Origin of the sequence: Leifsonia shinshuensis (genome assembly GCF_022606355.1) — a bacterium.
Classification (GTDB): domain Bacteria; phylum Actinomycetota; class Actinomycetes; order Actinomycetales; family Microbacteriaceae; genus Leifsonia; species Leifsonia shinshuensis_B.
The window spans coordinates 259419-272811 of sequence record NZ_JAHHZQ010000002.1 but is presented as its reverse complement, the minus strand read 5'-3'; the positions used below and the strand labels follow the sequence as shown (position 1 = coordinate 272811).

Annotated in this window: 15 protein-coding genes; 10 read left to right on the top strand and 5 right to left on the bottom strand. The window is 70.6% G+C overall.

Going from position 1 to position 13393, the window contains the following annotated elements; all coding sequences use genetic code 11:
* Positions 1–47: 47 nt before the first annotated feature.
* The gene (locus KNO15_RS08090; RefSeq protein WP_241702959.1) at positions 48–899 is read left to right on the top strand and encodes an aldo/keto reductase; all 852 of its coding nucleotides are present in this window, start codon (positions 48–50) and stop codon (positions 897–899) included.
* 97 nt (positions 900–996) lie between these two features.
* Here the strand turns inward: KNO15_RS08090 and KNO15_RS08085 are convergent, their stop codons facing one another.
* The 3 genes from KNO15_RS08085 to KNO15_RS08075 all read right to left on the bottom strand — a co-directional run bounded on the left by KNO15_RS08085 (position 997) and on the right by KNO15_RS08075 (position 3747).
* Positions 997–2430, bottom strand: coding sequence for a sensor histidine kinase (locus tag KNO15_RS08085; RefSeq protein ID WP_241702957.1), 1434 nt, complete (start codon positions 2428–2430; stop codon positions 997–999).
* A complete protein-coding gene (locus KNO15_RS08080; protein ID WP_241702956.1) occupies positions 2427–3143 on the bottom strand; it encodes a response regulator transcription factor in 717 nt (238 codons plus the stop codon). Before KNO15_RS08080 ends, KNO15_RS08085 begins: the two co-directional genes overlap by 4 nt.
* A gap of 166 nt (positions 3144–3309) precedes the next feature.
* Entirely contained in the window at positions 3310–3747 is a 438-nt protein-coding gene (locus tag KNO15_RS08075) for an Lrp/AsnC family transcriptional regulator (protein ID WP_055921605.1), read from the bottom strand.
* Between the two features lie 204 nt (positions 3748–3951).
* Here KNO15_RS08075 and ddaH point away from each other — a divergent pair, with 204 nt between their 5' ends.
* From ddaH to KNO15_RS08050, 5 genes are all read left to right on the top strand, one after another.
* Complete coding sequence (gene ddaH / locus KNO15_RS08070; RefSeq protein WP_241702954.1) at positions 3952–4812, top strand: dimethylargininase; 861 nt, start codon at positions 3952–3954, stop codon at positions 4810–4812.
* Positions 4813–4854: 42 nt separating this feature from the next.
* Positions 4855–6120, top strand: a complete 1266-nt coding sequence (rocD, locus tag KNO15_RS08065; protein ID WP_241702952.1) for an ornithine--oxo-acid transaminase — start codon at positions 4855–4857, stop codon at positions 6118–6120.
* Positions 6121–6179: 59 nt separating this feature from the next.
* The gene (locus tag KNO15_RS08060; RefSeq protein WP_278046496.1) at positions 6180–7685 is read left to right on the top strand and encodes a peptide MFS transporter; all 1506 of its coding nucleotides are present in this window, start codon (positions 6180–6182) and stop codon (positions 7683–7685) included.
* Between the two features lie 43 nt (positions 7686–7728).
* On the top strand, positions 7729–8016 hold the full coding sequence (locus KNO15_RS08055; protein ID WP_241702951.1) for a hypothetical protein: 288 nt from the start codon (positions 7729–7731) through the stop codon (positions 8014–8016).
* Between the two features lie 63 nt (positions 8017–8079).
* Positions 8080–8742, top strand: a complete 663-nt coding sequence (locus KNO15_RS08050; protein ID WP_241702950.1) for an MOSC domain-containing protein — start codon at positions 8080–8082, stop codon at positions 8740–8742.
* A gap of 6 nt (positions 8743–8748) precedes the next feature.
* Here KNO15_RS08050 and KNO15_RS08045 read toward each other — a convergent pair whose 3' ends face one another.
* The gene (locus tag KNO15_RS08045; RefSeq protein ID WP_241702949.1) at positions 8749–9654 is read right to left on the bottom strand and encodes a hypothetical protein; all 906 of its coding nucleotides are present in this window, start codon (positions 9652–9654) and stop codon (positions 8749–8751) included.
* A gap of 74 nt (positions 9655–9728) precedes the next feature.
* On the opposite strand from KNO15_RS08045, the gene panD reads away from it, so the two are divergent.
* From panD to KNO15_RS08030, 3 genes are read left to right on the top strand one after another with little or no spacing between them, the layout of a single operon-like run.
* Positions 9729–10181 (top strand): aspartate 1-decarboxylase, encoded by a 453-nt coding sequence (panD, locus tag KNO15_RS08040; RefSeq protein WP_241702948.1) that lies wholly within the window; start codon positions 9729–9731, stop codon positions 10179–10181.
* On the top strand, positions 10178–10708 hold the full coding sequence (locus KNO15_RS08035; RefSeq protein WP_241702947.1) for a hypothetical protein: 531 nt from the start codon (positions 10178–10180) through the stop codon (positions 10706–10708). The genes panD and KNO15_RS08035 overlap by 4 nt, the downstream gene beginning before the upstream one ends.
* Before the next feature lie 44 nt (positions 10709–10752).
* Entirely contained in the window at positions 10753–11073 is a 321-nt protein-coding gene (locus KNO15_RS08030; protein WP_241702946.1) for a MazG nucleotide pyrophosphohydrolase domain-containing protein, read from the top strand.
* Positions 11074–11107: 34 nt separating this feature from the next.
* Here the strand turns inward: KNO15_RS08030 and KNO15_RS08025 are convergent, their stop codons facing one another.
* On the bottom strand, positions 11108–12376 hold the full coding sequence (locus KNO15_RS08025; RefSeq protein ID WP_241702945.1) for a saccharopine dehydrogenase family protein: 1269 nt from the start codon (positions 12374–12376) through the stop codon (positions 11108–11110).
* 113 nt (positions 12377–12489) lie between these two features.
* On the opposite strand from KNO15_RS08025, the gene KNO15_RS08020 reads away from it, so the two are divergent.
* Positions 12490–13380 carry a LysR family transcriptional regulator gene (locus tag KNO15_RS08020; RefSeq protein WP_241702944.1) on the top strand — a complete coding sequence of 297 codons (891 nt, stop codon included), beginning with the start codon at positions 12490–12492 and terminating at the stop codon, positions 13378–13380.
* The last annotated feature ends 13 nt before the right edge of the window (positions 13381–13393 follow it).

The following is a 13393-nucleotide window of genomic DNA, read 5'->3' as shown; positions in this document are numbered from 1 at the left end:
CGCTCCTTCCGACGAGCGCCACCTTACCCGGGCGTACGCTGAGACGCATGACCGAGAATCCGTCCCTCTCCACGGCCGTGCCCGCGATCGCACTGAACTCCGGAACCACCATCCCTCAGCTCGGTCTCGGCACCTGGCCCCTCGACGACGCGGAGGTCGAGCGTGCGATCGTCGCGGCGGCCGAGATCGGGTACCGGCACGTCGACACTGCGGCCAAGTACGGCAACGAGACCGGCGTGGGCCGCGGCCTGCAGGCCAGCGGGATCGCACGTGAAGACTGGTTCGTGACCACCAAACTGGACGGCGGATACCAGGGCGACGACCGTGCGATCGCCGGACTCGACGCCAGCTTGCAGCGGCTCGGGCTCGACTACGTCGACCTGTTGCTCATCCACTGGCCGCTGCCCGCGCGCGACCAGTACGTCTCCACCTGGCAGACCTTCATCGCGCTGCAGCAGAGCGGCAGAGCGCGGGCGATCGGCGTCTCCAACTTCAAGCCGGCCCACATCGACCGGCTCATCGCCGAGACGGGAGTGACGCCGGCGATCAACCAGATCGAGCTCAGCCCCGCCATCCCGCGGCTCGAACAGCGTGCGTACGGCGCCGCCCACGGAATCGTGACCGAGTCGTGGAGCCCGATCGGCGGCTCGGGCGACCTGCTCGCGTCGCCCGTCCTCGCTTCCCTCGCCGACAAGCACGGGCGCACCCCCGGCCAGATCGTGCTGCGCTGGCACGTGCAGAACGGGCTCGTCGCGATCCCCAAGTCGCGCAACCCTCAGCGGATGGCCGAGAACCTCGCGGTCTTCGACTTCGAACTCGACGCCGACGACCTCGCAACGCTCGACGGGCTCGACCAGGGCCCCGACGCGGGCGTCGACTCCGACCACACCGGGCACTGAGGAGACCGCACCTGCAGCGGGTGCCGCCGGCCGGGACGCGACGGCGTCGCGCCAGCCGCGCCCGCGACGGATCGCGCGACAGTGCTGCAGCGGGTGCCTACACTCGCACGAGCGGCAGCCGCACGCTGACCACGAGGCCGCCGCTCGGCGCGTTCGCGAGCTGCACAGAGCCTCCCGCGGCGCCCGCCAGCGCCGCGACGATCGCCAGACCGAGCCCGCCGCTGCCTCCCGACGTCGACGTGCGGGCACCGTCGGCGCGCGTGAAACGGTCCAGAGCGACCGGGATGAAGTCCTCCGGCATTCCCGGGCCCGAGTCGTGCACCGTCAACACCACCGAGCGGGTCTCGACGTGGAGGGTCGCGCTCACCACGTCCTCCGGGCCCGCACCCGCCTTCTGGCCGCGGATCGCGGTGATGGCGTTGCCCAGGAGGTTGTCGAGGATGCGCCCGAAGTCCGTCGGCGAGAGGGCGACCCGGGACGCCGGGTCCGGGCGGCTCTTGGGGTCGTAGTCGAAGTCGACCGAGATCGGGCGGGCGTCCTCATCGCTGCTCACCAGCAGGCGGGCGCGGTCGATGGCGTCGGTGAGCTCGTCGACGAGCGTGCGCCAGTCGATGCGGCCGCTCGATGGGCCCGCCTCGATGCGGGACAGCTCCAGGAGGTTGTTGGCCAGCTGACCGAGTCGCAGTGCCGTCGAATGCGACGAGCGGATGTCGTCGAGCAACGCGTCCGCGTCGCCGGCGTCGAGCTCGGCGAGTTCGAGCTGCCCGCGCAGCACCGCCAACGGCGTGCGGAGCTCGTGGCTGGCGTCCGACACCATCTGCCGCTCGCGATCCGCCGAGGCACGCAGCCTCCTGATCAGGTCGTTCAGCGTCGTCGCCAGTTCGGAGAGCTCGTCCTGGGCGGGGCCGACCGTGAGCAGCCCCTCCCGATCGTCTCCCGAGCCGCTGCGCTCGCCGCCGGCGATGCGGTCGGCCTGTTCGCGCATCCTGCTCACCGGGCGCAACGCCGTGCGCGCCAGCAACCACGACGCAGCGCCGAAACCGAGGATCAGCACCAGCGCCCCCACCAGCAGGGCGAGCGTGAGCCGGTCGAGGATCAGGGACGTCGTCTCGTCGTTGCGGGCCGCGATCACGTGCATCTCGCCCGCCGTCGTCGCCACGCTGCGCACCAGCACGTCGTAGGTGTTGCCGTTGACCGAGAACGTCGACGGGTAGGGGCCGAGCGCGAGGAGCCGGGGGATCCGATCCTCCAGCGACTCCGGAAGCGTCGAGGCGAGGATGTCGCCGTTGGCGTCGACGACGGCCAGCTCCTGGCCGCCGCCCGGCAGGTCGAACGGACCGGCCGGTTTCGCCTCCACGGACGCCGCGGGCGCGGTCACGTCGTTGGTCAGCAGGGTATTGGTCGCGTTGTGGAGGATGGAGGCCACTCCGACCCGGATCACGACGACGGCGACGAGGCCGAAGAGGGTGGCGACGACGAGGCTGCCGATCGTGATGCGCGCGGTGATCGACAGGCGCCGCAACCAGGTCACGGCGCCGGAGCCTCCGCCGACGGCTGCTTCGCGTCGAGCGCGTTCTTCGCGTCGAGCCGGTACCCGCGGCCGCGCTCGGTGACGATCGACAGACCGGCGCCGGCGAGGTCGAGCTTCTTGCGGAGGTACGAGACGTACTGGTCGATGACGTTGGTCCCGATGTTGTCCGTGGTGCCCCAGACCGACTCGAGGATGTCGGAGCGCGACAGTGTCTTGTCGGGGTTCGTGGCGAAGAGCCGCAGCAGCGTGAACTCCCGGCGGCTCAGCGGCATCTCGTGTCCTGAGACGAGCGCCTGGTGCTCGTGCGAGTCGATCGTCAGCCGGCCGACGCTCACCTGGGGGCGCATGCCGCTGGGCTCGCGGCGCAGCAGCGCGCGGACCCGGGCGGCCAGCTCGGCGAACGCGAACGGTTTGGTCAGGTAGTCGTCTGCGCCCGAGTCGAGGCCGTGCACGCGGTCCTCGATCGCGTCGCGCGCCGTGAGGAGGAGGATCGGCATCGAGTTGTCGGCCTCGCGGATGTGACGGCACAGCTCGAAGCCGCTCATGCCGGGCAGCATCACATCGATCGCGGCGGCGGAGAACGCGTCGCCGCGCAGGGCGATGAGGGCGTCGACGCCGTTGGTGACCAGAGTGACGTCGTAACCCTCAGCAGCCAGGCCGCGCTCGACGAGGCCTCCCATGTCCGGATCGTCTTCGACAACGAGGAGCTTCATGCGCCCATCGTGCCACTGATCGCCGTGTCCGCGCTCGGATCACGGCCTCGCTCACTGAGCGTCTGCTGAATGTTCTCGCAGAACGACCGTCAGGTTTGCTCTATCGCGGTCCGGAGTCGGCGCGACGCCGGAGGCCGTGCGACGGCGTCGACGGGGCCCGGGATCGTCAGTTGTTGCCGCGGTTGATGAGTCGCGAGAGCACGATCGCGCTCCGGGTGTGGTCGACGTTGGGCGCCAGCCGCACCTTCTCGAGTGCGGCCTCCAGACTCGGGATGTCGCGGGAGCGGATGTGGACGATCGCGTCGGCGCTGCCCGTGACGGTGCCGGCGTCCACGACCTCGGGAACCGCGGAGAGGATGCGCAGCAGCTCTTCGGGCGAGACCGTCCCCCGGCAGAACAGCTCGACATAGGCCTCCGTGCTCATGCCGTCGATCGCGGGGTCGACCTGGATGGTGAAGCCGCGGATCACCCCGTCGGCGACCAGCTTGTCGACGCGGCGCTTGACCGCCGAGGCCGACAGGCCGACGACGCCGCCGATGTCGCCGTAGCCGGCGCGCGCGTTCTGGCGGAGCAGGTCGAGGATGCTGCGATCGAGGTTGTCCACGGCGCAAGCATACGGTGGATCGTTGCGCGAAGGGGAAGATTACGCGAGGATCGTGCGCCCGTGCGCAAAGGATGCGCGCGGGGGCCGGCCCTTCAGCACACAGCGCCCCGGGTTTGCAAGAACCGTGCGCGAAGGCATCATGGGCGGCGATTTCGTGCGTGCAGACGCAGCCAATCGCCGACAATCGTGTGTGACACTGTCGTCATGTCCATCACCGACGAGGAGGAGCGCGCCCGCGCCGTCCGCCCGTTGCGCACTCCCCGGGCGCGGTCGGTCCTGATGTGCCCGCCAGAGCACTTCGACGTGGTGTACCGGATCAACCCGTGGATGAATCCCGGTCTCCCGACGGACACGCCCCTCGCGATGCGGCAGTGGGACGAGCTGCACCGCCGGTACGTCGCACTCGGCTTCGACGTGCAGCTCATCGAGCCGCTCGCCGGCCTCCCCGACATGGTCTACGCGGCCAACGGCGGATTCGTGATCGGCAACGTCGCCTACGGCGCGAGCTTCGCCTACCCGGAACGACAGCCGGAAGGACCCGCCTACCGCGAGTGGCTTCGCGTTGCGGGCTTCGAGGTCGTGGCGCCGCACGAGGTCAACGAGGGCGAGGGCGACTTCCTCCTGGTCGGCGAGACGATCCTGGCCGGAACCGGATTCCGCAGCAGCGACGCCAGCCATCGTGAGCTGGCCGGCGTCTTCGGGCGGGAGGTGCTCACGCTGCGCCTCGTCGATCCCAGCTTCTACCACTTGGACACCGCGCTCGCGGTGCTGGACGACGCTCCCGGACGGGAGCACATCGCGTACCTACCGCGCGCGTTCGACGCGGACAGTCGCGCCCTCCTCGCCGATCGGTACCCGGACGCGATCCTCGTCGACGACGCCGACGCCGCCGTGCTCGGCCTCAACGCGTTCTCCGACGGCTACCACGTGGTGATCGCCTCCCGTGCCATCGGGTTCGCCCGCCAGCTGCGCGATCACGGCTACGAACCCATCGGCGTCGACCTCTCCGAGCTGCTGCTCGGCGGCGGAGGCGTCAAGTGCTGCACGCTCGAACTCCGGCGATGACGCCGCACCCCACGATGAGACAGAAACGTTGAGAGGACGACCATGACCGACACCGTCGCCCACCGGATCCACCCGTCGAGCGCCGCCCCGACGGACCGCCAGGCACAGGCGATCGCGCTCGAGGACGAGCACGCGGCGCACAATTACCACCCGCTCCCCGTCGTCGTCGCCGAAGGAACCGGAGCGTGGGTCACCGACATCGACGGCCGGAGGTATCTGGACTGCCTCGCCGCCTACTCCGCCGTCAACTTCGGCCACTCCAACCCACTGCTGCTGGACGCCGCCCGCGCTCAGCTCGAACGGATCACGCTGACGAGTCGCGCCTTCCACAACGACCAGCTCGGCCCCTTCGTCACCGAGCTCGCGGCGCTCGCCGGCAAGGATCTGGTGCTGCCGATGAACACCGGCGCTGAGGCGGTGGAGTCCGCCATCAAGGTCGCGCGCGCCTGGGGCTACCGGGTGAAGGGTGTCGCGGACGGCCGGGCGAACATCATCGTCATGGCCGGGAACTTCCACGGCCGCACCACGACCATCGTGAGCTTCTCCGACGACCCGGACGCGCGCGAGGGGTTCGGCCCGTACACCCCGGGATTCCGGACCGTGCCGTACGGCGATGCCGAGGCCGTCGCCGCGGCGATCGACGCGGACACGGTCGCCGTGCTGGTGGAACCGATCCAGGGGGAGGCGGGGATCGTGGTTCCGCCTCCGGAGTTCCTGCCGGCGCTGCGGGCGCTGTGCGACGAGCGTCGTGTGCTCCTGATCGCCGACGAGATCCAGTCGGGCCTGGGGAGGACGGGCTCGACGTTCGCGTGCGACCTGGTCGGCGTCGTGCCCGACCTCTACCTCCTCGGCAAAGCGCTCGGCGGCGGTATCGTGCCGGTGTCGGCGGTGGTCGGCAACCGGGAGGTGCTGGGTGTGCTGCGCCCGGGCGAGCACGGGTCGACCTTCGGCGGGAACCCGCTGGCGGCTGCCGTGGGCCGCGCGGTCGTGGCGCTGCTCGCCACCGGGGAGCCGCAGGAACGGGCCGAGCTCCTCGGCCGCCGCCTCCGCGCCGACCTCGAGCGACTCATCGGTCACGGCGTGCTGCGCGTGCGTGGCGCCGGTCTGTGGGCCGGAATCGACATCGACCCGGCCCTCGCCACCGGCCGGGAGGTCTGCGAGCTGCTGATGGAGCGGGGCGTGCTCGCGAAGGACACCCACGGCGCCACCATCCGGCTCGCGCCGCCGATCGTGGTCGAACCGGCCGACCTCGACTGGGCCGTCGACCAGCTGGAGGCCGTGCTGGAGGACCTCGCCGCGCGCTCCTGAGCCCGCCGACGTAGAACGGAGTGTTCACCTCGGCGGGTCGCGGTGGGAGCATGGGCGCCATGACCGACACGGGAAGCAGCAACGGGCCGGAAGGCCAGACCCGCGGCGCGGGCACGACCACCACGGTCGAGGCGAATCGGGGCTTCTTCGGGCAGCCGCGCTCGCTCGCCAACATCTTCGGCGTGGAGATGTGGGAGCGGTTCTCGTTCTACGGGATGCAGGGCATCCTCCTGATCTACCTCTACTACTCCGCGGAGCGGGGCGGTCTCGGGGTCGACCAGGCGACCGCGGCGGGGATAGTAGGGGCTTACGGCGGTGCGGTCTACCTGTCGACGATCCTCGGCGCTTGGCTGGCCGACCGGCTGTTCGGGTCGGAGCGGGTGCTGTTCTGGAGCGCCGTGGTCATCATGGCGGGGCACATCTCGCTCGCCCTGCTGCCGAGCTACGCGGGAGTCATCGTCGGCCTCCTGTTCGTGGCGGTCGGCAGCGGAGGCCTCAAGGCGAACGCCACCCGCATCGTCGGCACCCTCTACGACGAGCACGACTCCCGGCGCGACGCAGGCTTCTCGCTCTTCTACCTCGGGATCAACCTGGGCGCGTTCTTCGGACCGCTGCTCACCGGGCTGCTGCAGTCGACGCTCGGCTTCCACTGGGGCTTCGGTCTGGCCGCGGTCGGAATGGCGATCGGCCTCGTCCAGTACTCGCTGGGCCGCAAGCGGCTCCCCGACGCCGCGCGCGAGGTGCCGAACCCGCTGCCCTCCGGCCGCTATCCGCTGGTGATCGCAATCGGGGTCGCCTGGATCATCGTGATCGTCGCCCTCGTGCTCACCGGCGTGATCAACGCGATCAACCTGGCGCTCTGGGTGATCGGCATCACCATCGTCGCGGCGATCGCGTACTTCGTCGTCATCCTCGGCTCGCGGCTGCTGAACAGCGACGAGCGCAGCAGGATCATCGCGTTCATCCCGCTGTTCATCACCAACGCGGCCTTCTGGTCGCTGTACCAGCAGCAGTTCACCGTCGTGACGATCTACTCGGACAAGCGGCTCGACCGCAACCTGTTCGGTTGGGAGTTCCCGGTCTCCTGGGTGCAGTCCATCAACCCGATCTTCATCATCATCCTGTCGGGCGTCTTCGTCGCGATCTGGACGAAGTGGGGTGACAAGCAGCCGTCGACGCCGCTGAAGTTCGCGGCGGGCACGGTCATCATGGGCCTGGCGTTCTTCCTGTTCCTGTTCTGGGCGGGCGGCGGCGAGCACAGCACGCCTCTGCTCGCGATGGTCGGCATCCTTCTGGTGTTCACGGTCGCCGAGCTGCTGATCTCGCCGGTCGGGCTCTCGGCGTCGACCAAGCTGGCGCCGCACGCGTTCCGGGCTCAGACGGTCGCCCTGTACTTCCTCTCCGTGGCACTCGGGACGGCCATGTCCGGCCAGCTGGCCAAGCTGTACTCGCCGGCGACGGAAGGCGTCTACTTCGGGGTGATCGGGGCGGTCGCCGTGGTCATCGGTCTCATCCTCGCCCTGCTGAGCCCCTGGGTGCTGAGGATGATGCGCGGCGTGCGCTAGCTGGCTGCCGGGCAAAGGAGGCGGCGGGGTCTAGGGTCTTGTCATGCGATCTCACCGCCCGTACCTCGTGTGGCTGCTCGGGATCGGCGGGCTGGTGACGGTCGTCGGCGTCGTCTGGGCGTTCGCGGCGATCGAGGCGGCGGGGCGGTCGGCGGCGGGCTCCGGCCCGATGATGACCCTGCCGGTGGGCGTCTACACCCAGTACACGCAGCGCAGCATCGTGCCCGACTACACGGGCCTGTGGCTCGCTCTCATCGTTACCGTCATCGGGGCCCTCGTCCTCCTGGCCGGCGCCGTCACTGCGTTCGTGCGGCGGCCTCGTCCGGCGTGAGGCCTGCAAGCCGCGGCAGGGTGCGATAGCGGCCTCCGACGGCCGGTTGCCATACTGGAGGGCATGGCTCCGCACGACAGCACCGCGCGCATCCTCGCCGTCTGTCGCGTCGCCCAGCTGCGACCCGACAGCGGCAACGTCGGCGTGACCGCGATCGACAAGCAGCCGGTCACGCCACGGCTGAAGGCGCGCGCTCTCGGGCTCTACGGCGACGTGCAGGCCGACCGCAAGCACCACGGCGGCGTCGGCAAGGCGCTCTACGCGTACGCGGACGAGGCCGCGGACTACTGGGCGGCACAGCTCGGCCGGCCGATCCCGCCCGGGTTGTTCGGCGAGAACCTGCGAACGGCCGGCCTGGATGTCGACGGCGCGGAGATCGGCGAGCGCTGGCGCATCGGTGGCGACCTCGTCGTCGAGGTCACCTGCCCGCGGACGCCGTGCGCGACCTTCCAGCGCAGGATGGGCGAGCCGCAGTGGGTGCGGCGCTTCACCGAGGCGGGACGCGTCGGCGCCTACCTCGCGGTCGTGCACCCGGGTACCGTCGGTGCGGGCGACGCGGTGGAGGTCGTCCGAAGGCCGGGGCACGGCGTCACCGTCGCGTCGTGGTTCGCCGGAGCGGACGCCGAGCAGGCGGAGGCGCTGCTCGCCGCGGAGGCGGACGGCCGGCTCGAGCTCTACCGCGCGATGACCGAGTCGATCGCGAAGGTGCGCGGCCGGGCCGCGTGAGACCGCTCAGGCCTCTCCGTCGCCCTCGTCGCCCTCGTCGAGACCCAGCTCGCGCCTCCAGTGGGCGAGGAACTCGGCGCCCGCGGTGTCGTGGACGGCGTCGCCGATCGTGATCACCTCATAGGGGCGATCGAGCAAACCGTCGGCCGGGCGCACGTCGACGTGCGCGACCTCCCGGCCGGTGCTGTGCACGAAGTCGGCCATCTTGTAGTCGCTGCGCGAGTCGCCGACCGAACGCCAGCGGTGCGGGAGCGGCCCGCGCTCGGCGAAGTAGTCGAACGCACGCTGGGCGCCCCGGTCCTTGTCGAGCAGCACCGACTCGATGTCGGTGGAGATGATCGTCGGGTCGATGCGGAACGGCACGGCGCCGTCGGCGTCGGGCGCGACGCGGTCGCCGTACCGCAGGCCGAGGCCGAGGCCGGTGAGGAGGCCGAAGGCGGCGTCCTGGAAACGGTCCTGGGCCTCCGTGTAGGTCTCGGTGTCGACGTCGGTGCGCTGCTCGACCGAGATCATCGCGCGCTTGGTCTCGTCGTAGAACATCGTGTCGGCGAAGCGGTCCCCGACCAGCTGCCGGATGCCGTCGACCGCAGCCTCGGGCAGGGCGACCGAAGCGTCGACGGCGACCTCTCCCATCCCATCGCCCGTGATCGGCGCCCACGCGCCGCCCTTCTCGAACACGCCGAACATCCGCGCGCCGTGCGACGCGAGCGCGTCGCCGAGTCCGGCATCGCACAGCGGAGCGACCACCTGATTGCGGATGAAGTCGCCGGAGCGGCCGGTGATGAAGGCGATCGGCACGCCGGCCGCAGTCATCGCGACCAGGTCGGTGACGATGCTGCGGATGGCGATGGTCCGCGTGACGGGGCTGGCGATCGGGCCGTCGACATCGAAGAGGAGACCGAGATTGTGCACGCCCCATTCTCCCGTGGCGGGCCGGCGCCTCCGAACCCGCGGGACAATGGAGGGAGACCACGAAAGGACCGGCCGTGCTCCGCACCATGTTCAAGTCCAAGATCCACCGCGCGACGGTCACCCACGCCGACCTCCACTACATCGGCTCGCTGACCGTCGACCTCGACCTGATGGAGGCCGCCGACCTGCTGCCGGGCGAGCAGGTCGCGGTGGTCGACGTCACCAACGGCTCCCGGTTCGAGACCTACCTGATCGCCGGGGAGCGCGGCAGCGGCGTCATCGGGGTGAACGGCGCGGCGGCCCACCTGGCCGACGTGGGCGACACCGTCATCGTCATCTCCTACGCGCAGCTCGACAACGCGGAGGCGCGCACGTTCGTGCCGTCGGTCGTCCACGTAGACGGCGCGAACCGCATCGTCGCGATCGGCGCCGACCCCGCAGAGGCGCTCGCCGAAGGCGTCGGTGCGCCGCCCTTCGCCGTGCCGGCCGGTGGCCCGGCGGCTGCGCCTTCTGCCGGGGCCGCGTGACCTACCGCGCCACCGAGCGCCTCCACCCGATCGACGGGACCCGCATCGAGCTGGAGGCCGAGGTGCCGTTCGCCGCATTGCGCGCCGCATTCGAGGCGGAGGTCCCGGAGCTCGACCGCGACCTCCTGCGCAGACTGCTCGACTCCGGGGCGGACTGGACGACCCTGACGCGGTCGCTCGCCGGGCCCGAATCGCATCGGCTGGTGTGCTTCTGGCGCGGCGACGCGACCGCGGTGATGCGGGTGGGCGGCATCGACCGCCCGGGCATCGGCTATCTCGTCGGCGACTACGCGACCGCGGCCAGGATGTATCGGCACGACGCGGGCACCGCGCTCTACACGCCGTTCCGCGTCGAGCTGCACGCGGCGGGGGAGGGCCGGACCGTGCTGAGCGCCGACCAGCCCAGCGCACCGCTGCTCGGCTTCGGCAACAACAAGATCACGCAGGCCGGCTACGAGCTCGACCGCATGCTCGGCGACCTCCTCGAAGACCTGGGACTGCCGCGGCCGAGCGTGCTGCGGCGGTAGAGCGTCGGCCCTGGGGCGTCCGCGGTCGCTGCCAGGATCGGAGCATGGAGATCGTGGCATTGCAAGACGAGGTGGAAGAGGTGTCGGCGTTCTACGCGCAGCGCCACGACATCACCCGGACGGACGACTGGTTCCTGCTCAAGCTCGGCGAGGAGGTCGGCGAGCTGATGCAGGCGTATCTCGCGAGGTCGGGTCAGACGCGCGACAAGGGCCGCACCGAGCTGCAGCGAGTGGAGGACTTCCGTGCGGAGCTGTCCGACGTGCTGGCGCAGGTGCTGTTGATCGCGCGGCGGTTCGACGTGGACCTGGAAGCGGAAGTCGCACGCAAGTGGCTCGTCTGGAAGCCGCAGCAGTCCGACGCGTGACCCGGGACTCCACCGTTGCCACTTCGGCGGGAGGTCAAGGTTCGCGGAGCCCCCAGGCCTGTCCGTAGCCGCCGTCGGCCTCTGGGCGTTGCATGAGTTCGAGGTACGGGCGGGCGGGGAAGGCTTCGGGGCCGAGGATGCCGGTGCCTGACCAGGTGCCGGTGGCGAGGAGTTCGAGGGCGATGACGGGGTTGAGGGCGGTCTGCCAGACGACGCATTGGGCGTCGTATTCGCGCATGGTCCATTCGTTGTCCGCGACGTGGTAGAGGTAGACGCTGCGGGGGAGGCCGTCCGTTCCGGTGCCGGTGACCTGGACGCCGGCGCAGGTCTTGCCGGTCATCCGCGGGCCGATGGTGGCCGGGTCGGGGAGAGCCGCGGCGACGACGTCGCGGGGGGCGACCTCCACCGGGCCGGCCGTGCTGCGGACGCGGATCGGGTCGGTGGAGTCGAGGCCGAGGAGATGAAGGGTCTTGAGGACGCCGATGAACTCGTCGCCGAGCCCGTATTTGAAGGTGACGCGTTCGGCGTCGAGCCAGCGGGGCATGAGGAGGACTTCCTCGTGTTCGACGTTGACGCACTCGACTTCGCCGATGCCTTCGGGGAAGTCGAAGACCTCCGGTTCGCTGAACGGCGGGGTCGTGTACCAACCGCGGTCCTTCTCCCAGATCACGGGCGGGTTGAGGCATTCCTCGATAGTGGTCCAGATGCTGAAGGACGGGGCGAAGATCTCGTTGCCCTCGTCGTCGCGGACGACGAGGTTGGCGCCGTCGCGGGTGCCGAGCTCCTGGATGTGCGAGAAGAGTTCGTCGGCGGCGTAGCGGGCGAACACGTCGGAGAGGCCGGGCTCGACTCCCATGCCGACCAGGGCGAGGCGGCCGGCGGCCTCCCAAACGCCGGCCTGCGCGAATTGGGCGTCGCCGAGCTTGATCCCGGTTCGGGCGTAGGGGTCGGTGGGGTGTGGGTGGGACAGGCTCATCGCCATATCGAGGTAGTCGGCTCCGGCGGCGAACGCGCCGGCGAAGATCGACTCGACGAACTTCGGTTCCACCGCGTTCATCACATGCGTGGCCCGGTGCTCGCGGGCGACGGCGGCGACGGAGTCCGGGTCGGAGGCATCGATGCGGGTCGCGGTGAATCGGGACGCGACGTGCTGGCCGTGCCGGGCCCGGATCCACTCCACGGTGGCTTCCGCGCGGGCCGGGTCGTAGTCGCCGACCACGATCGTCTCGTAGAAGGAGCGGCGGGCGGCGATCTTCGCGATGGCGTTTCCGACGCCACCGGCGCCGATCAGCAGGATACGCATGAGGCTCATTGTGCTCGATCGGCGAGCCGCGCGGCAGAGCGGCAGACGGGTGCGGCACCCACCTATCCGCCCGCGTCGATGATGCAGGCTGGATTGACCAGTATCCTTGCTGAATGGAACTCCGCCAGCTCGAACACTTCGTGACCGTCGCCGAAGAGCGGCACTTCACTCGCGCCGCCGAGCTGCTGCAGATCTCGCAATCCGGCCTGTCGGCCTCCATCCGGTCGCTCGAACAGGAGCTCGGCACCTCCCTCTTCATCCGCAGCACGCGTCGCGTCGAGCTGACGACGGCCGGCCAGGCACTGCTCGCCGACTCGGTGCGCACGCTCGCGAGCGCCGCAGCAGCGCGCAACGCCGTGGCAGCGGTGCGCGGGCTGCTGCGCGGCCGGCTCACCATCGGAGCCGAGCCCTGCCTCGGATCGGTGGACCTGCCCGCGGAGCTGGCGGCGTTCCGCACGGCGAACCCCGGCGTGGAGGTGCGGCTGCGGTACTCGGGCTCGGAGGAGCTGGTGGACGCGGTCGCCGGCGGTCGCGCCGACGTCGCCGTGGTGGTCGACACCGGCCACGCGCCGAACGGCGTGCGGCTGCGCGGACTGAGCACGCAGCAGCTGCTGGTGCTCTGCCACCCCGACCACCGCTTCGCAGCCGAGACCGGCATCCCGATCGAGGCGCTCCGCGGCGAGCCGCTCGTCGGGTTCCAGGAGGGCTGGGGCGCCCAGGCGCTCGCCCGCCGAGCCTTCGCGGGCGCCGGGTTCGACTATCGCGCGGCGATGGAGGTCAACGACGTGCACCCGCTGCTCGACCTCGTCGGCTACAACCTCGGCGTGGCCGTGGTGCCGCAGAGCTTCGCCCGCAAGCGCCCGGACCAGCTCCGAGCCGTCGCGCTCAACGGCGACGTTCCCGAGTGGACCGTCGCTGTGGCGGTCTCCGATGAGTCGAGCCCGGCCGCGGCGGCCTTCCTGCGCCAGCTCGCGCGCGTGGAGGCGCCGGTGCCGCCCGCCTGAGCGTCGAGGGGCA

Bases quoted from the DNA above. Each gene is read 5' to 3' on its own strand.
- KNO15_RS08020 (WP_241702944.1), top strand. From the start codon at position 12,490: ATGGAACTCCGCCAGCTCGAACACTTCGTGACCGTCGCCGAAGAGCGG.
- KNO15_RS08025 (WP_241702945.1), bottom strand. From the start codon at position 12,376: ATGCGTATCCTGCTGATCGGCGCCGGTGGCGTCGGAAACGCCATCGCG.
- rocD (WP_241702952.1), top strand. From the start codon at position 4,855: ATGACCGACACCGTCGCCCACCGGATCCACCCGTCGAGCGCCGCCCCG.
- ddaH (WP_241702954.1), top strand. From the start codon at position 3,952: ATGTCCATCACCGACGAGGAGGAGCGCGCCCGCGCCGTCCGCCCGTTG.
- KNO15_RS08080 (WP_241702956.1), bottom strand. From the start codon at position 3,143: ATGAAGCTCCTCGTTGTCGAAGACGATCCGGACATGGGAGGCCTCGTC.
- KNO15_RS08050 (WP_241702950.1), top strand. From the start codon at position 8,080: ATGGCTCCGCACGACAGCACCGCGCGCATCCTCGCCGTCTGTCGCGTC.
- KNO15_RS08090 (WP_241702959.1), top strand. From the start codon at position 48: ATGACCGAGAATCCGTCCCTCTCCACGGCCGTGCCCGCGATCGCACTG.
- KNO15_RS08060 (WP_278046496.1), top strand. From the start codon at position 6,180: ATGACCGACACGGGAAGCAGCAACGGGCCGGAAGGCCAGACCCGCGGC.
- KNO15_RS08030 (WP_241702946.1), top strand. From the start codon at position 10,753: ATGGAGATCGTGGCATTGCAAGACGAGGTGGAAGAGGTGTCGGCGTTC.
- KNO15_RS08055 (WP_241702951.1), top strand. From the start codon at position 7,729: ATGCGATCTCACCGCCCGTACCTCGTGTGGCTGCTCGGGATCGGCGGG.